The organism is Acidobacteriota bacterium (assembly GCA_009838525.1).
Taxonomy (GTDB): Bacteria; Acidobacteriota; Vicinamibacteria; order Vicinamibacterales; family UBA8438; genus VXRJ01.
This window is the reverse complement of sequence record VXRJ01000018.1, coordinates 298,167-324,173: the sequence shown is the minus strand read 5'-3', so window position 1 is coordinate 324,173 and position 26,007 is coordinate 298,167. Positions and strand designations below refer to the sequence as shown.

Genomic DNA, 26,007 nt, shown 5'->3' with positions numbered 1-26,007 from the left:
CCGATGCCAGGATGCAGCGCGCATGGTTCGCAGGCGGGGCGCGCGGCAGGCCCGTGGGGGCTCCGGGGGTTGGCGCTCGCGGCGCTCACCGTGCTCACCGCAGTGACCGCGGCCGGGCAGCCGGCCGGGCGCGGGGACGGCAGTCCGTTTACCGGCAACTGGCGAGGCACGGCCACAGGCGCGGACGGCGCAACGACGGAGGTCGTGCTTGCCCTGACCGACGCGGACGGCGCATGGGCCGGGACCGTCTCCGGTTTCGAGCCGGGACGCGACGCTCCGCTTACGCGCATCGAGATTGGCGACGCCTCGGTGGTGGCGGAGGCCGAGGTGGTTACCCGTCTCGGAGCGTTGATCCTGCGGTACGACCTGACGCTGGCCGACGACGGGCGCCAGTTGACCGGAACGCAGCAGGTGATCGCCGGCGCCGCGCGGACCGCCGCCGACGTGGAACTGCGCCTGTGGCGGCGGAGCGACGTGCCGCAACCGCAGGTGGAACAGCGGATCGGCTATTTCACAGGCACCTGGCGATTCGACTACCTCGGCGGCGAATACCCGCCCCTCAGCATCGGGACCCGGAGCGGCCAGGTCGTCTTCACGCCGCGCGGCGAGGCGCCCTGGGTGGACGGCGCCGTTACCGGAGAGGTCTTCGGTGAAGCCTATGAGGAACGACTCTCTATCGGCTTCGACCCCGAGAGCCAGACGCTGGTGCAGCAGGAACAGTTGTCGAACGGCATCGAGCTGCTGAGCGTCGGCGACTGGCGCAGCCCGATAGGCATCGAATTCGTCACGCGCCCGGTCGAGGCGGACGGCCGGACGTACCAGATGCGACGCCAGGTCACGTTCACGTCGGAACGGGCATTCCGGGTGACCGAAGAATTCTCCATTGACGGCGGGCCGTTCCGGCGCCTCGGCAACGCCGACTATCAACGCATCGACTGATCGCCCGGAGGGAATGGCATGACGTTTGTTTCCAGCCTGGAACCAATTGCCGTCTGGACCCAGTTCGACACGATACTGACCATCCCGCGCGTTTCGAAGGACGAGGAGCGGATGCGCCGGCACGTGATTGCCGCCGCTGACCGGATCGGCTTCGACCACGCCGTCGATGCGGCCGGCAATGTCGTCGTGCGCAAGCCGGGCAGTCCGGGCCATGAGGCGGCGCACGTGACGATTCTGCAATCACACCTCGACATGGTGCAGGAGAAGAACCGCGAGGTCGCGTTCGACTTCGGCAGCGACGCGATCGTGCCGCAGCGGAAGGGCGACTACGTCACCGCCACCGGCACGACGCTGGGCTCGGACAACGGCATCGGGGTCGCGGCGATGCTTGCCGTCATGGAGGCGACGGACCTGACGCACGGCCCGCTGGAGTTTCTCTTCACGATCGACGAGGAAACCGGCCTGACCGGCGCCGCGCAACTGGATGCCTCACTGCTGAAAGGGCGCCGGCTGCTGAACCTCGACTCCGAGGAAGAGGGGGTCGTTTACGTCGGCTGCGCCGGCGGCGGCGATACGCGACTGACCCTCGCGGCCGAGACCGTGGAGGCAGGCGCCGCCGACCGGCGCGCCGCTCTCGCGGTCACCGGCCTGAAGGGAGGCCACTCCGGTTGCGACATCCACCTGCAGCGAGGCAACGCCATCGGCCTGCTGGCCCGCGCCCTGTGGTCGGCGTACCAGACGACGCCGTTCCGCCTCGCGCGCATCCAGGGTGGCAGTGCCCACAACGCGATACCGCGCGAGGCGTTCGCGACCATCGTGGCCGAAGGAGACGTGCTCGACGACGTCATCGCCAGCGTCCGCAACGAGATGGAGGCGGTCCAGGCGGAATTTCGCCCCGCCGATCCGCGCATCGAGCTCTCGGTCGACGAGTCCGCGGAGTCGACCCGCGACGGCGCGCCGTGGAGTGCGGAAACGACCGCCACCGTACTCCGTCTCCTGACGAGCCTGCCGCACGGCGTCGCCGCGATGAGCTACGACATCCCCGACCTCGTGGAAACGAGCAACAACCTGGCCACCGTTGGCGGCTCCAATGGATCGATCGTGATCACCACGAGCACGCGCTCGTCAGTCGACGCGGCCCTCGATGCGCTGCGGCGGCGCATCCGCGCGACCGGCGAGCTGGCGGGCGCGCGGGTGGAAGAAGGGAACGCCTACCCGGGCTGGAAGCCGAATCTCGACTCGCCGCTACTCGACGTCGTCAGGCGAGTTCATGCCGAAGTGTTGGGCAACGAGCCAGACGTCAAGGCGATTCACGCCGGACTGGAGTGCGGCATCATCGGCAAGAAGACGCCGGGCATCGACATGGTCTCGTTCGGTCCGACGATCGAGTTCCCGCACTCTCCCGACGAACGGGTCCATGTGGACTCGGTCGGCCGCTTCTACGGGCTGCTGACCGCGACCCTTGCGGCCCTGGCGCAGGAAGACGCGAAGTAGACTCGGCGCCCCTCCGGACGGCGAGCCCTTCCCCACTCCGCCCGCCAGGCAGCGACCGCGTCAGGGGTCGTCCGTCGTGCTCTCGACGTGGCGGGCGCCACCCAGGATTCCGGTGACCGCGCGGTTCCCCTCGTGACAGGCGTACTCGTAGAGGATGTATTCCGGATTGCGCTCCAGCGGCAACTCCAGCGTCCACGGCTGCGTGTAGACCTCCGGATCCTCGACGCGGACCTCCCAGTCGAGGAGGTCCTCGGCGACGCGTGTGAAACGCTCCACCAGGCGCAGGTCCGTCGACACCGGCACGCCGTGCATGCGGCCGGCGTTCTGGTTCGGCGTGATCCACCCCTTGGCCGTGAAGTTCGTCGTTTCAACGACCAGCGTCTCCCCTTCCCAGCGGCCCCGCGCATCACCCATCCACTGATCGATGTTCGCGTGGATCGGCGGCCGGCCGTCGAGGGGGACGATTCGCGGCTCCCGCACCATCTCGTACAGGATGACGACGTAACCCGGGATCTGGAAGATCTGGTTGCCGGCGTTGTAGGTGTTGGGAATCATCGAGCCGGGCATACCGCGCGTGATGCACCGGCTGTACGGACTCATGTTCTCGTGGGAGTTCGTCCGGTTCTCCACCAGCCATCTTGCGCGTTCCTCCGCCTCCGGGCGGGTCGGCACGCGGCCGGTTGGCGGATCGGCGATCATCGACGTCCGGCGCGTGTACACCACGGTGTCGCGCACGTCGCTCCAAAACCGGTTGTAGCCACCGCCGAACTGCCCCGCCACCGTACGGCGCCCGCCCGGCGCACCGTCGCGATCGTACGACTCGCGCCCCTGCCGGCCTATCTCCGCCGCTTCCTCCTCGGTATAGAACTCCTTCTCCCCGAGGCGGGTGGGCCGCTCGAGCGAGGTCAGCGTGTCGTTCGTCCAGACGCCAGAAATATCCGGCTGGCCATCCGCCGTGCGGGGTGCCTGGTAGGCCGCGGCTGGCGCGCTTGCTTCCCGCTCCTGGCCCGCGGCGGGGTCGGCCATCGTCACCATCAGAAACACCGCCGCCGTCACTGCAAGTCTCGTACGCATCACCTCTCCAAAGAACGGATCAGAATCTACCTTCCTGATGCTCGACGATCGCCTATCGCCGAGGGATCCTACTCAACCGGGTTGCCGCGCACGTCGGTCAATGTACGGTAGCCATCCGCCCGTGCGCGCACGACATGCGCATCGCGGTAGAAGCCGGCGGTGTGCATGGTGATCATCACCTCCGACGTTCCGGGATTCTCCCAGTACCACCCGTGGATCCCCGTAAACGGCGCAATATAGCTGCCAGTGGCGGCGTCGCTTGCCGCGGAGTCGAAGCTCTCTGCGTAACCCGGCGGCGCCCCATCCGGCGCACTGTGGAGGTTGTATTCCACCGCCCCGGTGGCCTGCCATGTATACAGCATGGCGGCGCCCTCCTCCAGGCGGTAGGTGTACTCCACCCATTCCCCCGGCGCGAGCGGCAGTTCCACCGTGTCGAGCCGGTACTCGCCTTCTTCCGACGTGACCGCCACGACCTGGGCGAGCGCCAGCAACCCGAAGATCTCACCCGTCCCCAGTGGATCCACGCCGTACTCCGCGGGAAGTACCGCACCCACGAAGACCAGGCCGGCCGCAACCAGCGACGCGAGTGCGGCAAGAGCCAGCTTGCGGATCGATACGGGCGGTGGCGCGGTGTCGGGCATGCTTCAGGATGGTGCGGTCACGTGGAATCACGGATAGAAGACGTAGCCGAATAACTGTTGCGCGGTCAGCACGAAGCCGCCTCCCATCAGCACGGCGTTCGTCACGAAGGCATGGCGCACGAAGCTGGGGCGCATGCGCCAGGCGGTAATCCCGACGAGAACGGCCGTGAGGGCCAGGATCTGTCCGATCTCGACCCCCGCGTTGAAGCTGAAGATGTTCGCCACGAGGCCGTTGTCGGTCACCGTGAACTCCTGCAGCTTGGTGGCGAGGCCCAGGCCGTGAAACAGGCCGAAGATGAGCACCGCCATCTTCGTGTTGGGCCGGAAGCCGAGCACCCGCTCGAAGCCGCCCATGTTCTCGAACGCCTTGTAGCAGACCGACAGCCCGATGATGGCATCGATGATGTAGGCGTTGACCTCCAGCCGGCCAAGCACGCCGAAGAGCAGCGTGATGCTGTGCCCCAGCGTGAAGAGGCTTACGTACAGGACGACATCGCGCAGTCGGTAGAGAAAGAAGATGACGCCGACCAGGAAGAGCAGATGGTCGTAGCCGGTCACCATGTGCTTGGCGCCGAGGTACATGAACGGCGCCGGCGCCGGCCCGTCTACCCCCTGGACGAACGCCGCGTTCTGCGTGTCCATCGGGTGCGCCGCCGCCCCGGCCGGCAGCAGGACAAGCGCCGCCGCCACGAGTAGCGCCGCGGCCGCCGCCCGGCTCGCACCGGTCCAGGAACGACGCACTAACGGATTCCGCCAGCCGCGCTTAACCACCGCTGGTCGTGGTCGGTTCAGTGGCCCCGGAGAGATCCTCCGTGCCGTAGAAGCCGATCATCATCTCTTCCCACGTCTGGTCGCCCCAGCGCACCTCGGCGCTCGGATCGGGGTTGTGCCGGTTGTTGACCGAGTTGTCGTAGTGCGCGACGCCGACCAGCCTGGTGCCCGCCGGCAGCAACTTCGGCTCGGCCAGCCGGTACGTAAGCTGCCAGTCGAAGTTGTAGTTCGGCACCCGCAGCAGGATCTCCTCCGTCCCGTCCGGATAGACCGCCGTGTACGTGAAGTCCTTGCCGCGCGAGTGCATGTGCGGGTTCATCGTCGTGAGCCAGGTGTCTTCCTCGATCACCTGCTCGGCGCGCACCTGATGATCGGCCGCACCAGGCGGAATGACGAACCGCGCGTTGATCACCTGGCCGCCACCCACCGCCCGGGTGGGCGGTTCGTCCTGAAAGATCAGGCCGACGCTGGTCTGGTCGCTGGTCGCCTCGCCAATCGTCGTGTAGTGCATCTGCAGGACAATCTCGGCGCCCGCGGGTATCTTCCGGGCGACACCCTCCGGGTAGACGTTCCCCAGCTTGTTCGGCGTCGTCCCGCCAAGCGATCCGCTCTGCCGCTGCCGGTCCCGCCTCAGCGTCGGCTCGGGTGACGGCGGCGCGGCGGGATCGGACTGCTGCAGCGTGGCGATGACATGGTGGACGACGCGACGATCGCCCGGCTTGATCTCCACCGCCTTCACCCACTTGTCCTCGGTGAAATTGGTCGGTACCGTGAAGTAGAGATACGGGACCGTCCCGTCGGCGGGGACATCGTACGGCGCCAGCATGCTCAACACGATGTCCGGCTCGCCGATCGTCCAGCCCTCGGGAAACGCGGGCACGTCGGGAAGGTGGGCCGGATTGCCCTCGGGTGCGCCCCCTTCGACCCAAGCGCCGATCATCGCGATGGCCTCGTCGCTCAGGCTGGCGTCGTTCGAGTATTCCTGGTGGCCCGGCTCGGCGTACCAGGGCGGCATCTCTCGCGCCTCCACCCGCTGCCGGATGGCGCGCGCCCACGGACGCGCCTCGTCGTAGGTGACGAGCGGCATCGGCGCGAACTCGCCCGCTCGGTGGCAGGCGACGCAGTGCTCGTAGAGGATCGGAGCCACGTCCTTCGAAAACGTGGGCGTCTCCTCCGCCGCGGCCGGCGCGACGAAAACGGCGACCAGTATCAAGGCAACGAAGAGTCTTGCGATCGTCATGACGGTTATTCCTCGTTCGTGGGCCGGACGCCCTTCTCGCCGATCGTATTGCGGAGCACGCCGACTCCCTCGAGCTCCACCTCGACGACATCCCCGGGCTGCATCGCCGAAGTGGTCCCCGGCGTGCCAGTGAAGATCATGTCACCCGGCTCGAGGGTCACGTAGCGGCTGATGTAGCTCACCAGCGTGGACGAATCGAACAGTAGATCGCGCGTCCGCTGCGACTGCAGGACTTCCCCGTTGACACGGGTCTGCAGCAGCAGGTCGTTGTAATCTACGCCGCGCGCCATCACCGGGCCGACCGGCCCGAACGTATCGGCCCCCTTTGCGCGGAACCACTGCAGGTCGTTGCTCTGCCACACCCGTTCGCTGATGTCGTTGCCGGGGGCGACCGCGAAAATGTAGTCGGGCGCCTCCTCGACCGAAACGTTGCGGGCCGTCTTGCCGATGATCAACACCATCTCCCCCTCGAAGTGGAGGTTGGTGGCATCCTCGTAGTAGATGACTGTCGCCTCATGCGGCGCCAGCGACGTGGCGTGCTTGTCGAAAAGCCCCGGGTATTCCGCCGGCGACGCCTGGCCGAGATGGCTGCGGTAATTGAGGCCGGCCGCCACTACCTTCTGCGGTTCACTCGGAACGAGGAGCTGGACCTCGTCGAGGGGCACGGTCGTGCCGGTCCGCTCGGGCGACTCGAAGACGTTGCCGCGGAGCTGGTGGATCGTCTCTCCCTCGAGCACGCCGTACGACACGCTGCCGCCGTGCTCGTAGCGGACGTACTTCGTCACTTCCTGAGCGGAAGCCACGGCCCCGGCCAGCACGGCCACCGCCACGACCACGGCCACGACACTGATGCGCTTCATCGTCCTTCTCCTCTTCGATCGACTCCGATTACTTCTCGACTATTTCCGGGATGTAGCACCCGATGGCGCGGGTCTCCGTGAACCGCACCGACTCCCCGGCCGCGACCCGGTCCAGAACTCCGCGCAGATCGTGCGTCGTCGGCGCGGCCCGCGTCACGCCGAAGCTGACGAACCGGTCGTCGATCCGCCCACGGTAGACGAGTCGCCCCGCCGCGTCCCAGACCGCCGCCTCCGGCGTCACGGTGGCGCCCGCTGCCGTGGCCAGTGCGCCTTCCACATCGCGGACGGCGGCGAACGGGTAGCTGAATGACTCGCGATGCGCCGCGAGCTCGGCAACCGGCCGGTGCGTGTCTACGTAGACCAGCCAGAAGGCGGTCCGCTCGCCGAACGCTTCGTGGATCCGCCGCACCTCGGGCGCGTAGCGGTTCGAGATGGGACAGTCGCTCATGACGAACAGCAGGACGGTTGCCTCGATGTCGTCAGCCAGCGCGAGCGGCTCGACCGGAGCTCCGTCCAACCCGGGAACGACCACGTTCGCCGGCGCCACAGAGACAGCGCCGAGGCCGGCCGACACAGAACCCGTCAGCAGCGCTGCCGCCAACAGTACACAAGACCGGCGCCAGCCCGTCATGATCTCCGTAAGCGTAGCACGCGGCGTGCTATCCTGCCGATAGGAGCGGCATCCCGTCGATCTGGCCCGCGGGGGCCATCCCGGGCGCCAGCCAGGCATCATGTTTACGACTGCCAGCCTCCTGCCACGCGACCAGGCGCACCTCATCCATCCGCTGCACGACCCGGCCTCTCACCGGGACGGAAGGGTCTGGGTGAAGGGTGAGGGTGCGGTTCTGACCGACGCGGACGGACGAGCGTATCTCGACGGCCTCGCCGGCCTCTGGAACGTCACCGCCGGTCATGGCCGGGTGGAGCTTGCCGAGGCGATGCGGAAGCAGGCGGCCGACCTCGCCTACGTCTCCGGTTACGCCGGCAGCTCCAATCCGCGCGCGATCGAACTGGCCGAGCAACTGGCCGGCATCTGCTACCCCTCCATAAACCACTTCTTCTTTACGAGCGGCGGCGGCGAAGCGACCGACAGCACGATCAAGACGGCCCGCGCCTTCTGGAAGCTCCGGGGCCACCCGTCGAAGACGAAGGTGATATCGCGTGTCGACGCGTACCACGGGGTCACCCTGGCGGCGATGAGCGCCACTGGCATCAGCCGCTACTGGCCGCTGTTCGAACCGCGCGTTCCGGGCTTCGTCCACATTCCCGCTCCCGACCCGTATCGCTACACTGCGCCGGAGGGCACGAGCGTCGGGATCGCCGCCGCCAACGAGCTCGAACAGGTCATCCAGCGCGAGGGCGCCGACACGGTCGCGGCCTTCATCGCCGAGCCGGTGCAGGGAGCGGGCGGCGTCATCGTTCCGCCGGACGACTACTTCCCCCGAATCCGCGAGATCTGCGACCAGTACGATGTACTCCTCGCCGCCGACGAGGTGATCACCGGCTTCGGACGCACGGGCCGCCTTTTCGCGCTGGACCACTGGGGAATCGAGCCGGACATCGTTCAGTTCGCCAAGGCGATCACCTCCGGTTACTTCCCTTTCGGCGGCATCGGCATCAGTGACGCGATCGCCGAGACCATCGAGACGGCAGGCGAGCCCTGGATGCACGCCTATACGTACAGCGCCCATCCGGTCGGCTGCGCCGTCGCACTCCGCACGCTCCGGATCATTGAAGACGAGGGCCTCCCCGAGCAGGCGGCAGTCAAGGGGACCGCCCTGTTAGGCGGTCTGACGGACGCGCTGGGCGATCATCCGCATGTCGGCAACATCCGCGGCAAGGGCCTGATGTGCGCCGTCGAGCTGGTGGAGGACCGTGCCACGAAGCGGCCGTTCGCGCCCGACCACGGCGTCGGCCCCGCTCTGCTTCGGGAGACGGCGGTACGCGGCCTGGTGAGTCGGGTCAAGGGAGACACCTACCTGCTGGCTCCACCGATCGTCACCCCGGACGATCAGCTCGCGCGGATGGTCGAGATCCTCTCCGCATCGGTCCGTACCGCCGTCGGGTAGCCCTGCGATCCGCCGCTACTGAGCCCGCCCGCGGCCACGCGCTCTGCCGGGCCGCGCACGGCTGCGCACGGGCGCGTTGGAAGCGCCATAGTACGATGCGATTGATGACGACCGCCGCCGCCCGTCGCTCACTTGCCGAGGCGCTCGCTGGGCGATTGGCCGAGCGGGAGGCGCGCGCAATCCGCCGGCAAGTCCGCCCGCTCGCGGAGACAGTCGGGACCCATGTCCAGCTCGAGGGACGGCGCCTGCTGCAGTGCTGCTCGAACGACTATCTCGGCCTGGCATTGCACCCGGCGGTAACGCGGGCGGCGGCAGAGGCGGCGCAAGCGCACGGCGCGGGAGCAGGATCCGCACGGCTCGTCGCGGGCACCTCGACGTTGCACGCCGCCCTGGAAGACGATCTCGCACGTCTGAAGGGAACCGAGGCCGCACTCGTCTTTTCCTCCGGGTACCACGTCAATGCCGGTCTCCTCCCGGCGCTCGCGGCCGATGGAGACCTCATCCTGAGCGATGCACTCAACCATGCCAGCCTGATCGATGGTTGCCGGTTGTCGCGGGCGGCAGTCCGGGTCTACCGGCATGCCGATGTTGGCCACCTCGAGGAACTGTTGCGCAACTCCGAACACTTCCGCCACCGGTTCATCGTCACCGAGTCGGTCTTCGCGATGGATGGCGATCTCGCACCGCTCGCCGAAATCGTGGCGACGGCGCGACGTCACGATGCCTGGACGGTGGTCGACGAGGCACACGCGACCGGCGTCTTCGGTCCGACCGGCGGCGGTCTGGTGGAACAGCTCGGCCTGACGGACGCCATCGACGTGCAAGTCGGTACCCTGAGCAAGGCGCTCGGATCGCTCGGCGGCTTCGTCGCCGGATCGCGGGAACTCGTGGACTGGTTATTGAATGCCGCGCGGACTTTCGTCTACACGACCGCGACCCCGCCAGCGGTCGTGGCGGCGTCCCGCACGGCGATCCGCGTCCTGACCACCGAACCGGAGCGGCGTGCGCGCCTCTGGTCCAACGCGGCGAAGCTCCGAGAGTCACTGCAGCGCGTCGGCTTTCGTCTCGCTGCCGGCACGTCGCCGATTCTGCCGGTTCTGGTGGGCGAAGCGAAGGACGCAGTCCGGCTGGCCGATGCGGTGCTCGAACGAGGCGTGCTCGTCCCCGCCATTCGTCCGCCCACCGTGCAGGAGGGAACGGCCCGATTGCGCGTCACCCTCATGGCGACGCACACGGACGCGGACGTCGAGGAAGCAGCGGCGGCGTTCGCTGCCGCGGGACAGGCGACCGGCCTGCTTGGATGAGCTGTTTCATCACCGGGACGGACACCGGTGTCGGCAAGACGTTCGTCGCATGCGCCATCGCCGCCGCTCTCCGCGCTCGTGGTCTGCGGGTCGGGGTCATGAAACCGGTCGAGACCGGTTGCGGTCCTGCCGGGGCGCGGCGTCCACGCGACGCCGCCGCACTGCGAGCCGCCGCCGGGAGCACGCTCGAGCTCGACACGATCTGCCCCTGGCAACTCGCGGCGCCGCTCGCGCCCGACGTGGCGGCACGCCTGGAGGGCAAGCGGATTGACCCCGCCGGGATCCTCTCGGTCTTTCGGGAGATCGACCGGGCGCACGACATCACACTGGTCGAAGGAGCGGGCGGGCTCCTCGTCCCGATTGACGGCCCCTACACGATGGCGGATCTGGCGTGCGATCTCGACCTGCCGCTGCTCGTCGTCGTCAACTCGAAGCTCGGCGCCATAAACCACACGCTCCTCACCCTCGAGGCAGCCGCGAGCCGTGGCCTGCACGTAGCTGGCTACATCCTGAACCGGCCCACGCCCGACGGCGACGCGGCGACCGTTACCAATGCCGACCTGCTCGCACGCTGCACCGACGTCCCCTGTCTCGGTGCGGTTTCCTGGACACCAGCCGGTGCCCCCGGCGCCGTGATGGAGGACGCCCTCGACCTGAATCGCCTCCTGGCGTGCGCGCGAACGGGACAGGAATCCGGTAGCTAGCGCACGCTGACGGGCGCTTCGCCGTGCAGGCCGAGGCGCTGAAGCAACTCCGCATCGGCATCTGGTTCCGGGTTCGGCGTGGTGAGCAGGCGATCGCCCAGAAAGAGGGAGTTCGCGCCCGCCAGGAAGCACAGCGCCTGGGTCACGTCGCCCATCTCCATCCGGCCGGCGCTCAACCGTACCTTCGTGTCCGGCATCAGGATCCGCGCCGTCGCGATCATCCGCACCACCTCGTCCCAGGGTACCGGCGGCTGTTCCGCGAGCGGCGTCCCGTCGACCGTTACCAGGGTGTTGATCGGCACGCTCTCGGGATACGGCTCCTGCCGCGCAAGCTCCCACAGCAGGTCGATCCGGTCCGCGTGCGTCTCGCCCATCCCCAGAATGCCGCCGCAGCAGACCTTCATGCCGGCGTCGCGCACTGCGCGCAGCGTCGCGAGACGGTCGTCGTAGGTACGCGTCGTGATAATCGAGCCATAGAAGCCACGCCCGCTGTCGAGATTGTGGTTGTAGTAGTCGAGACCCGCGTCGCGCAACCGTTCCGCCTGGCCGCGGTCGAGCATGCCCAGCGTGGCGCAGGTCTCGAGTCCTTCGGCTTTCACGGCGCCGATCATCCCGAGCACGCGATCGAAAGCCGGTCCGTCGGATGCCTCACGCCAGGCTGCGCCGATGCAGAACCGGTCGGCGCCCCCGGCGCGCGCCCGCGCCGCCGCTTCGGCCACTTCGCCGACCTCCATCAGGCCGGATGGCTCAACGCCGGTGTCGTAGTGGACCGACTGGGGGCAGTAGGCGCAATCCTCCGGACAGCCGCCCGTCTCGACGCTCAACAGCGACGCGCACTGCACTGCTTCCGGATCATGGTGCTGCCGGTGGACGGTCGCCGCCTCGTAAACCAGGTCGAGGAGACCGCGGCCGTAAATCGCCTCTACATCGCCGCGCGCGACGCGATCATTCGCCATTGCCAGGAACCCGCTGAATTATAGAGGGCCGTCCCTCAATCTCTATAATGAGGCACATCATGTTCGACGGACTGACCACCGAGGCTCTGGCCGCCCGTGAACGGGAGCTCGCCGCCCGGTTCAGCGAACTGGCCGGCGCGGGCCTGAATCTCGATTTGACGCGCGGCAAGCCGAGCCCGCAGCAGGTGGCGCTCTCCGACCCCATCGATCTCACCCTCGGCGGTGACTACCGTCTCGAGGATGGCACTGACGTCCGGAATTACGGCGGATTGACCGGCATTCCCGAGGCGCGGCGGCTGGGCGCGGAGATGTTGGGCGTCAGCCCGGATCTCGTCATCGCGGGCGGCAACTCCAGCCTGACCTTCATGTACCAGTACGTGCTGAACGCCTGGCTGAACGGACCCCTCGGTCCAGGCAGCGCCTGGCGAGAGGAAGGCCGTCCACTGCGCTTTCTCTGCGTCGTTCCGGGCTACGACCGCCACTTCACGATCACCCAGAGCCTGGGTTTCGAGCTGGTGTCGGTACCGATCAGGGACGACGGCCCGGACATGGACATGGTGGAAGGCCTCGTCGCGGAAGACGCAGGCATCAAGGGCATCTGGTGCGTCCCGAAGTACTCCAATCCGACCGGCTGTACCTATTCAGACGCGGTGCTCGATCGATTCGCGCAGCTTGCGCGCCGCGCCGGCCCCCACTTCCGGATCCTGTGGGACAACGCCTACGCCGTGCACGACCTTGACGACAACCCGCCCGTGCTGGCGAACCTGATGGAGCGGGCTCGGGACGCCGGGACCGAAGACAACGTCGTGATGTTCACGTCGACGTCGAAGATCACCCGGGCCGGCGCCGGCGTTTCGTTCATCGCGATGTCGCCCGCCAATCGCGCCCCGTTCACGAAGGCGCTGGGCACCCAGACGATCGGCCCCGACAAGGTGAACCAGCTGCGGCATGTGCGTTATCTCGGGAACCTCGACGGCATCCGCGGCCTGATGCGCCGGCACGCGACGATCGTCCGGCCGAAGTTCGAGCGGGTGCTGCAGCATCTTGGCGACGGCCTGCGGGCGGACGGTGTCGGGTCGTGGAGCCGGCCTCGTGGCGGATACTTCCTCTCTTTCGAGGGGCCGCCCGGCACGGCTTCGGCCGTCGTGGACCTGGCAGGGCAGGCGGGCGTGAAGCTGACCCCTGCGGGGGCGACGTTTCCGTACGGACGTGATCCGAATGACACCAACATCCGCCTCGCGCCGACCTACCCTTCGATGGAAGAACTGGATCAGGCGATGCCGATCTTCGTCACCGCAGTGGCGCTGATCGCTGCGCGGCAACGACTCGAGGTGGGGGCAGCGCGCGCTTGACAACAAGCGGGCCTTGCCGGAGTAGCATGTTACAGATGGTTATCACGCGGCTCTTCGGGAGCCTGATTGTCGTCGCGGCTGCGATGCTTCCAGGCATCGCGGCTGGCCAGGCGGACGACGGCAACTGGCCGCAGGGCGAACCCGACATGGTGCTCGAGTTGCCCGCGGTCTACACGCTCGCCTCAGGCAACGGCGTAAGCACGCGGAACTTCGTCCTGCCGGTTGATCTGACCGAAGAACGATGGGTCCGCGGGTTCGACCTGCGGCCCGCCGCGAGCGCCCGCGACGCTGTGCTGCGGGCGCGGATACTGCTCGATGTGACCGGCGTCGGCCAGAGGCGGGACGAGCAGGACGCCGAGTCGGGCTACGCGGGCGCCATCACGGACCATGGCGTGCTCCCCGCGGGCCACGTACTCACCTGGTCCGCGGCGGGCGGCATCCTTCCCCCGGTCGGGGGACTGGCGTGGCCGCTTCTCCCCGGCGCCGACGTACTGCTGCAACTCGAGATGCAGGCCAGCGGCGCGCCCGTCGACGTGCAGGCGTCGATAGGCCTGTATTTCGTCGACGGCGGGCCGGCGCTTGCCGCCGTCACGCTACCGATGGAAGCACCGGCGCTCGACATCCCGGCCGGGACGGCCGAGCACATCGTGGAGGATCGCTACCGCCTGCCAGTCGCCGTCGATCTGGTCGGGGCTTATCCGCAGATGGGGCCGCTCGGCCGGCAGATCCATCTGCAGGCCACCCTCCCGGACGGGACGGTAAGCGAGTTGCTTCAGTTGGATGACTGGCAGCCGGACGAACTGGTCGGCCATCGGTACGACCAAGCGATCCATCTGCCGGCCGAGACTACGCTGGTCGCGCGTTTCACGTTCGACAATTCGACTGGCAACCCCCGGAACCCGTCGGATCCGCCGGAACGCGCCGGATTCGTCGCCACCGCTCCCGACGGCGAGGCAGCGCCCGAGCAGGGAGAGCTGGTGCTGCAGGTGTTGCCGATACTGCCTATCGACACGGCGACGTTGGTCCGGAATATCGGCCTGAAGCGTGCGCGCAACGCCCTGCTTAGTCTGCAGGCACGGCTCCGCTTTGCCCCTGACGACTACCGGAGCCACAGCAGGCTGGCCGCACGCTATATCGACATGGGCCAGGCCGAGCTGGCGCGCCCGCATCTGGAGGAGGCCATCGCGCTGGAACCCGACTACGCCGAGACGCACTTCAATCTCGGGTCGCTGTTGATCGCCGAAGGCAACCATGCCGAGGCCATCGACGCCTTCCGCAAGGCGGTAGAGCTGCGTCCGGAGTACGCCGACGCCCACAACAACCTCGGAGCGCTGCTCGCGGCATCCGGCGCACTTACCGACGCGGTCGTCTACTACCAACTGGCGCTGCAGTTCAATCCGCGCGACGCGAGCGCGCACTTCAATCTGGCGAGCGCGCAACTCACCCTGGGCAACCGGGAGGAGGCGATTCCGCACTTCCGGGAAGCCCTGGTCACCGCACCCAACGATCCGGCGGTTCACAGCAGTCTTGCGCGGGCTCTGGCAGCCGGCGGCGAACAGACGGAAGCAGCTACGCACTATGAGCGGGCGCTTGAGGTTGCCCCAGACCTGCCGATCGCCCTGGTGGGTCTGGCGTGGATCCGGGCCACTTCGCCCTACGAGTCCCTCCGGGGCGCCGATCAGGCGCTCTCGCTGGCGCAGCGCGCCGTCGCTCTGGTCGGCAATGACAACCCCGAAGTGCTAGATACGCTCGCCGCCGCCTATGCCACGACCGGGCGGTTCGACGATGCGGTGGCTACCGCGCGCCGCGCCGTGGATCTGGCGCGGGCCAATCCGGCGTACGAGCCCCTCGCGAACAACATCGAAGGCCGCATCCGGCTGTACCTGGCATTCCGTCCATTCCGGTCACCGCTGCCGGACGAGCAGTAGGCGCCGCCCTCAGCGGTAGAGCGGGTTCGGGTGGTCGAACCGGCAGCCGGCGTCCCACGCCGACCGCTGATTGCCGTGGGCCGGGATGCCGCCGGCATCCTTGATCATCCGCGCCGTGTGGAGCAGGTTCCACGTCATGAAGGTCGTATTGCGGTTCGTGAAATCGTTCTCGGGACCGCCCGACCCTTCGTCGAGGTACGACGGTCCGGGCCCCGCCTCGCCCAGCCACCCGGCGTCCGCCTGGGGCGGAATCACGTAGCCGAGGTGCTGCAGCGAGTAGAGGAGGTTCATTGCGCAGTGCTTGGCGCCGTCCTCGTTTCCGGTGACGAGGCAACCCCCGACCCGGCCGTAGTAGGCGTATTGGCCGTCATCGTTGAGCTGCCCCGACGCCGCGTAGAGCCGCTCGATCACGCGGGTGGCGACCGATGTCTTTTCACCCAGCCAGATGCTGGTGCCGATCACGAGGATGTCCGCCGCCATCACCCGCTCCAGCAGCGCGGGCCAATCGTCCCGCTCCGCCCCATGTTCCCGCATATCTGGGTAGACACCAGGCGCGAGCGTGTAGTCGACCGGGCGGATCAACTCCGCCGCCACACCGTTCTTCTCCATGATGGCGCGCGAGATCCGTATCAGCCCTTCCGTGTGCGACAGCTCCGGGCTCGGTTTCAGCGTGCAGTTGAGAAAGACCGCCCGCAGGTCCGAGAAATCCCATCGGCTCTCGGAGCACAGCCGTTCCTGGCGTTCGTTCAGCATGGAATCCCCAACGTTCATGGCCGGTGCTCGAACACGTGCTCGACTTCCACCGCGCGCATCCCGGCGCGCTCCGTGACGTTGTCACCGCCGAGACGCTCACCGAACTCGCCGTAGCGCGCCACTACCTCTTCCGGCTGCGGCGGCAGCGGGAACTGAACGATCACGCGCACCTCGCCCCGCGGCCAGCGGAACGTGTTGATGCGGGTCCAGAACTGGTTGTCCTGCACGGCGGCGCGACCCGTATCCATCAGGTTCTCGGCTGGCCACTCCTCGACTGGCACCGTCTCCGCCGCCTCGTGCGCAATCCGATAATTGACGTAGGCCCCATCCGGCAGATCCGTCGCTCCCTCTATCCAGAGCTGCCGCCACTCGGACCGATGCGTCACCTCCAGTTGCACGGTTTCAGGTCCGTCTGCAAACGTCCCGTCCCCCGCCGCTCGACCTCCGCCCGAACCGCACCCGGCAGCCAGCACGAAGAGCGCCGCAGGCACGAAGAACCGCTGCAAAGCCAACATCCGCGCGGATTATATCGAGCCGACCCGAATCCCGGCGCCGCGCGGCGCTATGATGCGACTGACGACGGCATGCCGACCTGTTTCAACCACACCATCATCTACAGCCGATCCAGGCAGGCGTCGGCGCACTTTCTCACGCAGATCCTCGGCCTTCCGGAACCGAGGGCCTTCGGGCACTTTTTCGTGGTCGATCTGGACAACGGCGTGTCGCTCGACTTTGCCGACGCCGGTGGCCGGGAGTTCCAGCCCCAGCACTACGCGTTTCTGATCGACGAAGCGGACTTCGACCGGATCTACAGACGCATCCGCGAGCGCGGCCTCGACCACTGGGCCGATCCGGGCAGGAGGCGGCCTGGCTTCAACCGCAACGACGGCGGACGCGGCGTCTACTTCGAGGATCCCGACGGCCACCTTCTGGAGGTGCTTACGAAGCCGTACGGCAGCGCGTGAGCTCGCGGTAGCCCAAAGGGGATTTGCGGTAGCGCGCCTGACAGTCACGGGAACGCAGTGCTAGCGTGCATGGGTTCGGCCTCCATCAGGCCGACCCAGGCAAGTACGCATGCAGCAGTGGTTCGACCGTAGCGCGTTTTCGATCGCTTTCATGGCCGTCGCGGTGTGCTCTCCGGGGGACGACGCCCTTGCGCAGGGAAGCGTGCAGTCCGACCGCGCGACGCTCGTGAGGCTCTACAACGCAACCAACGGCCCCAACTGGACGAACAGCACGAACTGGTTGAGTGACGAGCCGCTAGCAGACTGGCACGGAGTCGCCACGGACACGAACGGCCGGGTCACCGTGCTGGATCTGGACTTCAACGGCCTGGACGGACAGATACCGGGGGCAATCGGCGATCTGGACCGCCTCGAAGTACTCCACTTGTTCATTAACGACCTGAAGGGCTCCATTCCGGCGCAGATCGGCGATCTGGACAACCTCCGGGAGCTGGATCTGGGAGGCAACGAGCTGACGGGGCACATACCGGCCACTCTCGGCAACCTGACCCGTCTGACGCAGTTGGGTCTCTGGAGCAACGACCTGACGGGGCACATACCTGACTTGAGCACCCTGGTCTTGCTCGCGCACCTGCGCCTCGGGAACAACCGACTGACGGGACAAGTACCGACGTGGATTGGCGATCTGGCCAGCCTCACGTGGTTGTCGCTCTATCAGAACGGCCTGACGGGGCCGCTACCGGTGGCACTGGGTGCCTTGAACCGGCTCAGCAGACTGAACCTCGAGGGCAACCGGCTGAGCGGCTCGATTCCCTCCGGACTGGGCGAATCCGGACTCGACGAGATGAACCTCGCATTCAATGAACGACTGACCGGCCCCCTTCCGCCGCAGTTGCACCAGCAGGCGTTGCGCGCACTGGATCTGGCGGGAACGAGGGTGTGTGTTCCCGGAAGCGCGGAGTTTCGGACATGGCTGAGAGCGATCCCGAACCTCCGTTCGTCCGGGCTGACCTGCGGAGACCCCGAGCCGGCGATGTCCTTGATCGACGTGGCGGTCTTCTATACGCCGGCGGCACGCCGGGACGCGGGCGGAATCCCCGAGATCGAGGCAGTGATCGACCTGATGGTCGCCGCGGCGAATCAGGCCTACGCGGACAGTGGCGTGAAACAGCGTATCGCACTGGTAGCCACGAGAGAGATCGAATACGCCGAAGTGAACCAGAACGTTGACCTCAGGCGTTTGGCGGACCCGGCGGACGGCTACCTGGACGAAGTGCATGCGATCCGGGACGAGGTCGGGGCCGACCTCGTGCATTTCCTGCCCCTCGTGGGTGGCAACGACTACACCGCGTGCGGCAAGGCATGGCCGGCCGGCGCGGTCGGGCTTACCGGTTCGAACTGCGACGACCTGGCCTTCGCCCACGAGCTCGGCCACAACATGGGTCTGCGGCATGACCGGTATTCCCTCTGCGGCCCCGGCAACCCATGCATCGACTGGCCGTTTCGACACGGATACGGTTATGTGAATCCTCCGGGGCTTGAGCCCGACGCGTCCGACTCGCAGCGCTGGATCACCATCATGGCCTACCATGCGCGGTGCTCCCGGGCAGGAGTGAGGTGCCAGGGAATACCGCGCTTCTCCAACCCGGAACAGGCGTGGAACGACGATCCGCTGGGCGTGGCGGGCAGCTTCCCATCGACCGACGTGGACGGACCCGCCAACGCGGTTGACGTCCTCAACCTCATGCGGCATTCGGTGGCAACCTATCGGGATCGCTACACCAACCAGTCGCCGGTGACGACCGGCACGCTGCCGGACCTGACGGTGCAGGCGAGCGACGACGTGGCTGCGATCCCGTTGGCTGGTCTCTTCAACGACCCCGACGGAGACGCGCTGACCTACGGGGCCACCTCGTCGGCGCCCTCCGTCGTCACGGCACGGGTGGTGGGCGCGGAGCTCAGACTCTCCCCGGTCGGCACGGGCCTGGCAACGATAGAGGTGTCGGCGACCGACATCGACGGATCGAATACGCGCGCGAGTCTGCTCTTCACCGTCACGGTGATACCGCCGATCACCGTCACCCCGACTATAGCCTTCAGCACCGCCGATGCGGGGAACAACGGCCTGTTCACGCCGGAGCCCGGCCGCGCGCGGGCCGCCACGCGCCACGACCCGGCAACATTGCGGCGGCGCGACGTCGCCATCGACACCGGCCGCCTCACGGGCACGCCCGCGGCGATGTGGCCGTCCGGGCCCCCGGCCCTCACTCTGAACCTCTTCGACGACGCCACCTTGACCGGCATCGTCGAACGGCGGACGACGACGTTCTCCGGTGGCTATGCACTTTCCGGTCGCCTGGCGGGCGTTGAGTCGGGAACGATGACGCTGGTGGTCAACCGGAACGTGGTCGCGGGCACGATCCGCACCCCCACCGCGACCTTCCGCATTCGACCCGCGGGGGTGGGACGGCACGCGGTCATGCAGATTGACCCGTCGCGGCTTCCGCCCCCGGACGAGCCGTTGTTTCCTAGGGCCACAAGCCTCGCACGTTAGCCCCTTCCGCGTGCCGGCTTCTGTCGCCGGAATTGCGGAAGCCGAGGCAGTTACCGCAGCCGCCGCCCGCACCACTCGATGACGGCGTCCTGCACGGTCGAATGAATCTCCGCTTCGCTTGGGGCGTTCTTCCCGCGCACCTTGAACGAGTGCTCCCCGCCTTCGACGACGAACAACTCGGCCAAGGCGCAGCCGGCGAGCACGGGACGAAGTTCATCGGGCGTGCCGAACGTGTCGCGGCTGCCCTGCACGAACAACATGGGTGCGGCAATGGACGGCAGATGCGCGTCGCGCAACTTGTCCGGGCGGCCGGGCGGATGCAGCGGATAGCCCAGCAGCACCAGGCCATCGACACCAAGTGAGGCTTCGACGCCCGTATCTTGAGCGACGACCTGTGTCGCGATGCGCCCGCCCATTGACTTGCCCCCGACGAGGAGGCGGGACCGGGCGTTCGCCTGCCGCTTGCGCACGTCCGCGATTACGGCCCGGTAGCACGCTTCGAGCCGCCTGCCGGGGTCCGGATAGCGCCGCCTCCGCTCCATATAGGGAAAGTTGAAGGTGACGACGCGAAGGCCGCGACTTGACAGGCCGCGGCCGAAGGCGGTCATGAACGGATGGGTCTGCGGCGCCCCGGCCCCGTGCGCCAGGATGAGGGTCGCGCCGAGGGCGGCAGCAGCTTCCGGCTCGGGCGCGTAGTCCAGCGCGCTGACCGGCTCGGATCCATCGAGAGGAATACTGAAGGGTGTCGCCATCACAGAAGCTCCGCCAGAAAACGACCAGCCGCCGCGCGGAATTCGTCGGTCCATTCGTGGCCGCTATCGAGAACGAGCGACTCCGCCTGCGCCCTGGTGCGGCGCAGGAAGCTCAGATCGGCGTCCAGCTTCTCCTGGGTGTACCAGGTGTCCAGACGGCCCCGTCCGATCAAGACCGGCGGCCAGTCAGCGTCCGGATCGGTCTGCAACTCGGGCGGCACGTCGCCGGCCACTGCGATCACGCCGCGGCACGGATGCCCGGCGCGCAGGGCGGCCCGGTACGCCATGGCGACACCTTGGGAGAAGCCGCAGTAGACCAGTGGAGGAGCGGTTGCGTAATCCCTGCGAACGGCCCGCACGACGCCATTAACGTAGGCGATGTTGTCGGCGATGGCGTATGCCCGGTCCTGACGTGTCATCCAGCTCCCGACGACGTGCCGGCGGCTCTTGCTGTAGTGCCGGTGAAGCGCCTGCACGGCGACCCGGATCCAGCCTCCGCTGCCGGGAATGCGGTCGAGTTGCTTGAGGTGACGTTCGGCGTGCTCGCCGTAACCATGGAAACCGACAAGGATCGGGGCCGGGCCCGGGCTCTCGGCCGGCGCCACGAGAAACCGGCCGTGCGTCGTCGCCGTAATCCTGTGGACCGTCACGGCGGACGGCGGCGCCACATCGGGAGGAAGGCTGGTGGCCACGGGCCTGTATTCTATTGACGAGTGAAGAACGGAGGAGGACCTGGATGCCGCGGATCGAGTTCGACGAGTTGCCCGGTGATGCCCGCGTGTGGATTTTCTCGGCGGCGCGGAAGCTGACCGAGCCGGAACAGGCCCGCCTGCTCGCCGAGGTGGATGCCTTTATCAATCAGTGGGGGGCGCATGCAGTTCCCCTGACGGCAGGCCGTGATCTCGTGTACGGCCAGTTCCTCTTCATCGCGGTGGATCAGCGGGCCGCTGGTCCGTCGGGCTGTTCCATCGACGCCCTCGTCCGACGGATGCAGGAGCTTCAAGAGGAGATCGACGTGGAGCTGGTCAACCATGCGCCGGTGCTGTTCCGTCAGGGCGAAGCGATCGCCCGCGTGCCGCGCGACGCCTTCGCCCGCCTTGCGGACGCAGGCAAGGTTGGGCCCGATACCACCGTGTTCAACAATACGCTGACGAGTCTCGGCGAAGTGCGAGCGGGACGGTGGGAAGTCCCGGCGGCTGACTCGTGGCACGCGCAAGCCTTCTTCTAGCAGCCCGTCGTGAAACCCCGTGTAGCAACGAGAGCGGCGAGGCGCCCGGCGCCGTCCTACAGTCGGATGAACTCGTACAAATAGAGCAATGCTGCCGCCACCGGATACAAGGTTGCGCTATAGACGATGTTGCTCCGCGCGATTCGCCAGTTGTCGGCGCCGTACCGGGTGGCGAGCACCACGTTCACTCCGGACAGGGGATTGACGGCGCAGCCGAGACCCCAGCCCATCGCAAACGTCGTCGCCAGCAGCGTCGGGTCGAGTTCCACGGTCTCTGCCAACGCCACCGTGATACCCATCAACACGGCGGGGTGAACGCACACCAGTGAGGCGACGATGAAGACGAAAACGAGAAGAGCGGCGTGGAAGGCGTCCAGGCGCGGTAGCAGCGTCCAGTCGCCCGAACCCGCCGCCGCGGCAACGACGCCCGCCGCCAGCACCCCGGCGCCAAGGAACAGCGCCAGCTCGCTGCCCATCTGCGGGGCTCGCTCCCTCACGTATTCCGCCAGGGCCGGGCGCAGGCCGCGCAAGCCTTTGCGCTTGATCAGCACGGCCACGACCACCGCCGGAGTGACCATGGTGATGAGCGCGAGCACCGAGTAACCCGGCAACACGGTGGCAGCAATGAGCACCGCGGCGCCGAGGGTTAACGGCACCTTCAGATCCTGGGGATGCAGTGGGTAGCCGCGGAAGGTCCGGACCTCCTCGGCCCGGCCACTTGACGCGTACCAGTACAGCAGCACGAAGGACGCGGCGGCCAGGGGGAGTCCGAACAGCATCATTACCACCGGGCTCGACCCGGGCGTGTACGAAAGGGCCAGGGCGACGCCGCCGATGAACGGCGAGTAGAAGGCGACGGCGGTGAACGCCCTGCTGAAGAGCTGCGCCTGGTTGAATCCGAGCGGCAGCACGCGTGCCAGCCGGTCGGCCATGATGATGACGGCGGAGATGTTGATGATCGACCCGAAAGCGTGCACGCCCAGCATGCTCTGAAGGTAGGCGCCCCTGCCTCGTGGCAGTTCAGGTTCGTCCACGCGCGGAGGCCGGTTCAGGAGGCGCAGCAGGGTAACGGCGGCCAGCATCGACAGGATCGGCTGGTTCTGGCCCAGGAGACTGTCGAATCGCAGCGGCGCGCCCTGGCTTGCGCCCCAGGCGAAGGCGGCCAGACCCGCCGCGATGAACATCAGCGCCTGGAATTGCTGCCGCCTACCGATGTTCGGCCAGAGTAGCGCCAGCGCAATCCAGGCCAGAACGGCGGCCGACAGCGTCGGAACCGCGGGCCACACGGCTCCCGCGATCGCGAGCGCCAGCATCCCGGCAATGACCATGCCCGCCGCGTGTTGGGCAGGGCCCACGTGCGCCGCCTCCCGCCGCCGCCAGGCCCCGATGCGCTGCGTCGTGACGGTCAGGGGGTAATCCAGATTGGCGACGACCAGGCGCGCTCCTGGATGGTGGCCGGCAAATCAGGCCTCGGTTCAACGCCGGCGCGAACCGCTTCCCAAGTGGACCAGCGGCAGGACGGGTTCTCGAGCACGCGCACGTAGTAGAAGGCGCGCCGCTCGGGATCGAAGTCCGGATCCGACCACAAGGTCCGCAACTCCGCGTCGCCGGCGTCCGAGCTGACACCGCAGTCGTCGAGGTTCACGGTGGCGCCGTTGTCCGGGCAGCGCTGGGTCGCCGGATCCACGGACAGGCCATCCGAGCAGGCAACATCGTAGACTCTCTCGTGCGCTTCACCGCCATCGACCCAGCCCTTGATGATCTGCACGCGCGCCAGCGGCGTGCCGGCCGGATCCTGGCTCGCCCAGACGAGAAACCGGGGAACGCGTGAACCGGGCGCGACGAGGTCGCCACCCATCGGAACGCCGCCGTCGTATGCTCGGGCCACCATATCGCGGTCGTCCAGCAGGTCGTCCGCATAGTCGTAGCCGCCGAAGAAACGGAGTCGCATACGGGGCCCGGTCGTGGCGAACGTCTCCTTGCGGCGGAACGCATCGAATATCGCGTCGCGTGTGTTTTCTTCCGCCCACGCACCGGTCAGGCCCGACGCACCCCGGATCGGACCGAGCGCCGAGGCGCTGTACCGGCTGCCGTCCGGACGCGGCTGATCGAGCGGTATGGCGATACCGCGTTGCGGGAGGCCGCCCGCCGTGAAGAAGTCGGACTCGTTGAGCGCGCTTGCCGCGGCATGGTTGTCGGTGGCTCCGACGAGACCGAAGCGGAACGGGTTGATGCCCTGTTCTTCCTCCAGGAGCAGGCCGTTCAGGTAGGCCTCCCGCACGTAGCTGCCGGACGGCTGGCTCGGGGTCGTACCGCCGCCGATCCGGTAGGACCAGATCTCGAAGTCCGCCCATTCGTCGTTGGGCGAGAGGGCCGGGTGCGTGTCTGACGTGCCCTTGGTCTGCGTGATCTCCACCACCGGCTCGTTGCGCATGCGGGTATCGGCGTAGGCGGCGTCGAGCGGCTCGCCGGCGTATGTGGCGAGGCGGAACATCAGTCCGTTCGAGCCGTTGGAGTTGTGCGGGATGGCGAGCGCCTCCATGCCCGCCTCCCGGTTGCGGTCCATCCATGCCCACAGTTCTTCAGGATTGAACGAATCGAGGCGGCTGAACGGCACGTCCGGCGCCGCGCTCCCGCGGAAGATGACGTTGCGGTGCAGATTCTGGTTCTCCGGGCTGCCGGTGAACTCGTAGCCGATGAAGGTCGTGAAGCTGCCCGGCTGGTAGTGACGCTCGGCCGCCGCGATCGTCTCCTGCCAGGCAGAGCGGACGACATCCATGTCGATCAGGTCGTCGCGGTCCCCGAGGGTGTGCGCACGAATGCCCGCGTAGGCCCGAGCCCGGTCCGCCCCGGAGAGCTCCCCGGATGCGATTTGCCGGGCCACCGCCGCGTCGGGGTGGCGGGAGACCTCCTGTTCGGGATCCAGCATGGCGGGCAGCATGCCGAGGAAGCTCGCGTGATCGGTGACCGCAAAGAAGTCGAGCGGCGCGTCGAGCTGAACGTCGAAGCCGGCCGGGTGCGTCAGGGGCTCGCCCTGGGCGTACCGATAGGCGTCGTCCGGCCCGGCGCGGGTGCCGTTGAGGAAGGCGTCGTAGGACAACCTGGTGTGCGTGTGCAGGTCGCCGAAGTAGGCGTTACGCAGCGGATTTGGACCCGCACCGGGCGTCGCGGGCTCGGAACCCGGCGCGGCGGGTTCGGTCACGCCGGTGGCGGACCCATCGTCGCCGCCGCAGCCAGCTGCCATAGCGCCGAACAAGGCGGTGACGGCCAGGGCGACGGCGACTCCGGGACGATGGATGGGGAAACTCCGGCGTGCGGGGTTGCTATCCGGCATGACATCTCCTGAGCGTTCACCGTGCGGGACCACTTGCGGCACTCACGGCAGCAGCGAGACCACCCGCTCGACGAACCAGTAGGCAGACACGGTTCCCATGACGTAGACCGGCATCTGGGTAACTGCGCCCGGGACCCGCACGCGCGTGGTCCGGATGCAATAGAGCAGCCCCAGGAGGATGCCGACGACCATGAGCTGGCCAATCTCCACTCCAACATTGAACAGCAACAGGGCGAGCGCCCGGGCCTGTTCGGGCAACCCGATCTCGGCGAGGGCGCCGGCGAACCCAAAACCGTGCAGCAGGCCGAATCCAAAGGCGATCACCCAGGGGGAACGGACCATCGGCGACCGCTCGCGCCCGGCGCCGCGGATCAACTCGACGGCCAGGAACAGAATGCTGAGTGCGATCACCGCCTCGACCGGGCGCTGGGACAGGGTCACCACGCCGAGCGACGAGAGCGCGAGCGTGATGCTGTGGGCGGCGGTGAACGCGGTGACGACCTGCACGAGCTGCAGCGGCCGGCGAACAAAAAACATCAGACCCACGACAAACAGGATGTGATCGAATCCGAAGAGAAGATGCTCGACGCCGAGCTGCAGATAGGTCGGGACCGCCACTCCCACCGCTGCATCGCTCGACAGCGCCGCCCGAGGCGCCTCCGGCCGGAGCAGATGATCGACCGACGGCCCGTCGTGAAAACGGACCCGGAGCAGGACGTCGGTCAGTGTCCGCGGCAGGCCCGCGATCTCCACGTCCAGATCGGCCTCGGACGGCTCCCGCTCGCCGCAATCGATGGTCCACCGTTCGATCAACGCCGAATCGGTCAAGTCGGGGAGCGTTCGCGCGCTCTCGAAGCACCGGTCCGGAAAGCGTGGCTCCAGCGGCAGGCGGCGGACGATGCCGGGCTCGCTCCCCGGCAGTATCGGCTGCTTCCAGAGCACGTCGAAGCGCCCGGCGGAGACTTCCGTGAGTTCGAGGTAGGCGGGCCGCACCTCGTGGGCCTCCACGGCGAACGGGAGCGCCAGCGCACCCAGAAACACCAGCGCCCACCGTTTCGAGCGGCACCACCGAAGACAGACTGCCATCCG

General features: G+C 67.6%; 24 protein-coding genes. 10 read left to right on the top strand and 14 right to left on the bottom strand.

Features of this window, described 5'->3' with window-relative positions; genetic code table 11:
• Nucleotides 1-3: 3 nt before the first annotated feature.
• Together F4Y45_07360 and F4Y45_07355 are read left to right on the top strand one after the other, a co-directional pair.
• Nucleotides 4-939, top strand: a complete 936-nt coding sequence (locus F4Y45_07360; protein ID MXY24324.1) for a hypothetical protein — start codon at nt 4-6, stop codon at nt 937-939.
• An 18-nt stretch (nt 940-957) separates the two neighbouring features.
• Nucleotides 958-2,433: an aminoacyl-histidine dipeptidase gene (locus F4Y45_07355; GenBank protein ID MXY24323.1), complete on the top strand. Its 1,476-nt coding sequence runs from the start codon at nt 958-960 to the stop codon at nt 2,431-2,433.
• Nucleotides 2,434-2,493: 60 nt separating this feature from the next.
• Here F4Y45_07355 and F4Y45_07350 read toward each other — a convergent pair whose 3' ends face one another.
• The 6 genes from F4Y45_07350 to F4Y45_07325 form a co-directional block, all read right to left on the bottom strand.
• Nucleotides 2,494-3,507, bottom strand: a complete 1,014-nt coding sequence (locus F4Y45_07350; GenBank protein MXY24322.1) for a hypothetical protein — start codon at nt 3,505-3,507, stop codon at nt 2,494-2,496.
• A gap of 68 nt (nt 3,508-3,575) precedes the next feature.
• A complete protein-coding gene (locus F4Y45_07345) occupies nt 3,576-4,148 on the bottom strand; it encodes a hypothetical protein (protein ID MXY24321.1) in 573 nt (190 codons plus the stop codon).
• Between the two features lie 27 nt (nt 4,149-4,175).
• Nucleotides 4,176-4,790 (bottom strand): HupE/UreJ family protein, encoded by a 615-nt coding sequence (locus tag F4Y45_07340; GenBank protein MXY24320.1) that lies wholly within the window; start codon nt 4,788-4,790, stop codon nt 4,176-4,178.
• Nucleotides 4,791-4,911: 121 nt separating this feature from the next.
• Nucleotides 4,912-6,159: a thiol-disulfide isomerase gene (locus tag F4Y45_07335; protein MXY24319.1), complete on the bottom strand. Its 1,248-nt coding sequence runs from the start codon at nt 6,157-6,159 to the stop codon at nt 4,912-4,914.
• A gap of 5 nt (nt 6,160-6,164) precedes the next feature.
• The gene (locus tag F4Y45_07330; protein MXY24318.1) at nt 6,165-7,019 is read right to left on the bottom strand and encodes a fumarylacetoacetate hydrolase family protein; all 855 of its coding nucleotides are present in this window, start codon (nt 7,017-7,019) and stop codon (nt 6,165-6,167) included.
• A 28-nt stretch (nt 7,020-7,047) separates the two neighbouring features.
• Nucleotides 7,048-7,566, bottom strand: a complete 519-nt coding sequence (locus F4Y45_07325; protein MXY24317.1) for a redoxin domain-containing protein — start codon at nt 7,564-7,566, stop codon at nt 7,048-7,050.
• A 184-nt stretch (nt 7,567-7,750) separates the two neighbouring features.
• Between F4Y45_07325 and F4Y45_07320 the strand changes: the two genes are divergently transcribed.
• From F4Y45_07320 to bioD, 3 genes are all read left to right on the top strand, one after another.
• Nucleotides 7,751-9,088: an aspartate aminotransferase family protein gene (locus F4Y45_07320; protein ID MXY24316.1), complete on the top strand. Its 1,338-nt coding sequence runs from the start codon at nt 7,751-7,753 to the stop codon at nt 9,086-9,088.
• Between the two features lie 104 nt (nt 9,089-9,192).
• A complete protein-coding gene (gene bioF / locus F4Y45_07315; protein ID MXY24315.1) occupies nt 9,193-10,392 on the top strand; it encodes an 8-amino-7-oxononanoate synthase in 1,200 nt (399 codons plus the stop codon).
• The gene (bioD, locus tag F4Y45_07310; protein ID MXY24314.1) at nt 10,389-11,096 is read left to right on the top strand and encodes a dethiobiotin synthase; all 708 of its coding nucleotides are present in this window, start codon (nt 10,389-10,391) and stop codon (nt 11,094-11,096) included. The genes bioF and bioD overlap by 4 nt, the downstream gene beginning before the upstream one ends.
• Here bioD and bioB read toward each other — a convergent pair.
• Nucleotides 11,093-12,052 carry a biotin synthase BioB gene (bioB, locus tag F4Y45_07305; protein MXY24313.1) on the bottom strand — a complete coding sequence of 320 codons (960 nt, stop codon included), beginning with the start codon at nt 12,050-12,052 and terminating at the stop codon, nt 11,093-11,095. The two genes, bioD and bioB, sit on opposite strands and share 4 nt — an antisense overlap.
• 59 nt (nt 12,053-12,111) lie before the next feature.
• On the opposite strand from bioB, the gene F4Y45_07300 reads away from it, so the two are divergent.
• Together F4Y45_07300 and F4Y45_07295 are read left to right on the top strand one after the other, a co-directional pair.
• Nucleotides 12,112-13,404 (top strand): aminotransferase, encoded by a 1,293-nt coding sequence (locus F4Y45_07300; GenBank protein ID MXY24312.1) that lies wholly within the window; start codon nt 12,112-12,114, stop codon nt 13,402-13,404.
• Nucleotides 13,405-13,439: 35 nt separating this feature from the next.
• Nucleotides 13,440-15,332: a tetratricopeptide repeat protein gene (locus tag F4Y45_07295; GenBank protein ID MXY24311.1), complete on the top strand. Its 1,893-nt coding sequence runs from the start codon at nt 13,440-13,442 to the stop codon at nt 15,330-15,332.
• Between the two features lie 9 nt (nt 15,333-15,341).
• Here the strand turns inward: F4Y45_07295 and F4Y45_07290 are convergent, their stop codons facing one another.
• Both F4Y45_07290 and F4Y45_07285 read right to left on the bottom strand, forming a co-directional pair.
• Nucleotides 15,342-16,085 (bottom strand): flavodoxin family protein, encoded by a 744-nt coding sequence (locus F4Y45_07290; protein ID MXY24310.1) that lies wholly within the window; start codon nt 16,083-16,085, stop codon nt 15,342-15,344.
• Between the two features lie 14 nt (nt 16,086-16,099).
• On the bottom strand, nt 16,100-16,600 hold the full coding sequence (locus F4Y45_07285; GenBank protein MXY24309.1) for a hypothetical protein: 501 nt from the start codon (nt 16,598-16,600) through the stop codon (nt 16,100-16,102).
• A 69-nt stretch (nt 16,601-16,669) separates the two neighbouring features.
• Between F4Y45_07285 and F4Y45_07280 the strand changes: the two genes are divergently transcribed.
• Entirely contained in the window at nt 16,670-17,050 is a 381-nt protein-coding gene (locus F4Y45_07280) for a VOC family protein (protein ID MXY24308.1), read from the top strand.
• A 109-nt stretch (nt 17,051-17,159) separates the two neighbouring features.
• A complete protein-coding gene (locus F4Y45_07275; protein ID MXY24307.1) occupies nt 17,160-19,604 on the top strand; it encodes a hypothetical protein in 2,445 nt (814 codons plus the stop codon).
• A gap of 50 nt (nt 19,605-19,654) precedes the next feature.
• On the opposite strand, the gene F4Y45_07270 is transcribed toward F4Y45_07275, so the two are convergent.
• A complete protein-coding gene (locus F4Y45_07270) occupies nt 19,655-20,410 on the bottom strand; it encodes a dienelactone hydrolase (GenBank protein ID MXY24306.1) in 756 nt (251 codons plus the stop codon).
• Nucleotides 20,356-21,048, bottom strand: coding sequence for a phospholipase (locus F4Y45_07265; GenBank protein ID MXY24305.1), 693 nt, complete (start codon nt 21,046-21,048; stop codon nt 20,356-20,358). Before F4Y45_07265 ends, F4Y45_07270 begins: the two co-directional genes overlap by 55 nt.
• Before the next feature lie 44 nt (nt 21,049-21,092).
• On the opposite strand from F4Y45_07265, the gene F4Y45_07260 reads away from it, so the two are divergent.
• The gene (locus F4Y45_07260) at nt 21,093-21,584 is read left to right on the top strand and encodes an ABC transporter ATPase (protein ID MXY24304.1); all 492 of its coding nucleotides are present in this window, start codon (nt 21,093-21,095) and stop codon (nt 21,582-21,584) included.
• A 56-nt stretch (nt 21,585-21,640) separates the two neighbouring features.
• On the opposite strand, the gene F4Y45_07255 is transcribed toward F4Y45_07260, so the two are convergent.
• The 3 genes from F4Y45_07255 to F4Y45_07245 form a co-directional block, all read right to left on the bottom strand.
• A complete protein-coding gene (locus tag F4Y45_07255; protein MXY24303.1) occupies nt 21,641-22,939 on the bottom strand; it encodes a hypothetical protein in 1,299 nt (432 codons plus the stop codon).
• A 50-nt stretch (nt 22,940-22,989) separates the two neighbouring features.
• A complete protein-coding gene (locus F4Y45_07250) occupies nt 22,990-24,828 on the bottom strand; it encodes a DUF3604 domain-containing protein (GenBank protein ID MXY24302.1) in 1,839 nt (612 codons plus the stop codon).
• A gap of 132 nt (nt 24,829-24,960) precedes the next feature.
• Nucleotides 24,961-26,004: a HupE/UreJ family protein gene (locus F4Y45_07245; protein ID MXY24301.1), complete on the bottom strand. Its 1,044-nt coding sequence runs from the start codon at nt 26,002-26,004 to the stop codon at nt 24,961-24,963.
• Nucleotides 26,005-26,007 lie beyond the last annotated feature (3 nt).

Excerpts from the sequence above, each read along its gene's own strand:
- F4Y45_07360 (MXY24324.1), top strand. The coding sequence starts at position 4 with ATGCCAGGATGCAGCGCGCATGGTTCGCAGGCGGGGCGCGCGGCAGGC.
- F4Y45_07355 (MXY24323.1), top strand. The coding sequence starts at position 958 with ATGACGTTTGTTTCCAGCCTGGAACCAATTGCCGTCTGGACCCAGTTC.
- F4Y45_07350 (MXY24322.1), bottom strand. The coding sequence starts at position 3,507 with ATGCGTACGAGACTTGCAGTGACGGCGGCGGTGTTTCTGATGGTGACG.
- F4Y45_07345 (MXY24321.1), bottom strand. The coding sequence starts at position 4,148 with ATGCCCGACACCGCGCCACCGCCCGTATCGATCCGCAAGCTGGCTCTT.
- F4Y45_07340 (MXY24320.1), bottom strand. The coding sequence starts at position 4,790 with ATGGACACGCAGAACGCGGCGTTCGTCCAGGGGGTAGACGGGCCGGCG.
- F4Y45_07335 (MXY24319.1), bottom strand. The coding sequence starts at position 6,159 with ATGACGATCGCAAGACTCTTCGTTGCCTTGATACTGGTCGCCGTTTTC.
- F4Y45_07330 (MXY24318.1), bottom strand. The coding sequence starts at position 7,019 with ATGAAGCGCATCAGTGTCGTGGCCGTGGTCGTGGCGGTGGCCGTGCTG.
- F4Y45_07320 (MXY24316.1), top strand. The coding sequence starts at position 7,751 with ATGTTTACGACTGCCAGCCTCCTGCCACGCGACCAGGCGCACCTCATC.
- bioF (MXY24315.1), top strand. The coding sequence starts at position 9,193 with ATGACGACCGCCGCCGCCCGTCGCTCACTTGCCGAGGCGCTCGCTGGG.
- bioD (MXY24314.1), top strand. The coding sequence starts at position 10,389 with ATGAGCTGTTTCATCACCGGGACGGACACCGGTGTCGGCAAGACGTTC.
- bioB (MXY24313.1), bottom strand. The coding sequence starts at position 12,052 with ATGGCGAATGATCGCGTCGCGCGCGGCGATGTAGAGGCGATTTACGGC.
- F4Y45_07300 (MXY24312.1), top strand. The coding sequence starts at position 12,112 with ATGTTCGACGGACTGACCACCGAGGCTCTGGCCGCCCGTGAACGGGAG.
- F4Y45_07295 (MXY24311.1), top strand. The coding sequence starts at position 13,440 with ATGGTTATCACGCGGCTCTTCGGGAGCCTGATTGTCGTCGCGGCTGCG.
- F4Y45_07290 (MXY24310.1), bottom strand. The coding sequence starts at position 16,085 with ATGCTGAACGAACGCCAGGAACGGCTGTGCTCCGAGAGCCGATGGGAT.
- F4Y45_07285 (MXY24309.1), bottom strand. The coding sequence starts at position 16,600 with ATGTTGGCTTTGCAGCGGTTCTTCGTGCCTGCGGCGCTCTTCGTGCTG.
- F4Y45_07280 (MXY24308.1), top strand. The coding sequence starts at position 16,670 with ATGCCGACCTGTTTCAACCACACCATCATCTACAGCCGATCCAGGCAG.
- F4Y45_07275 (MXY24307.1), top strand. The coding sequence starts at position 17,160 with ATGCAGCAGTGGTTCGACCGTAGCGCGTTTTCGATCGCTTTCATGGCC.
- F4Y45_07270 (MXY24306.1), bottom strand. The coding sequence starts at position 20,410 with ATGGACCGACGAATTCCGCGCGGCGGCTGGTCGTTTTCTGGCGGAGCT.
- F4Y45_07260 (MXY24304.1), top strand. The coding sequence starts at position 21,093 with ATGCCGCGGATCGAGTTCGACGAGTTGCCCGGTGATGCCCGCGTGTGG.
- F4Y45_07250 (MXY24302.1), bottom strand. The coding sequence starts at position 24,828 with ATGGCAGCTGGCTGCGGCGGCGACGATGGGTCCGCCACCGGCGTGACC.
- F4Y45_07245 (MXY24301.1), bottom strand. The coding sequence starts at position 26,004 with ATGGCAGTCTGTCTTCGGTGGTGCCGCTCGAAACGGTGGGCGCTGGTG.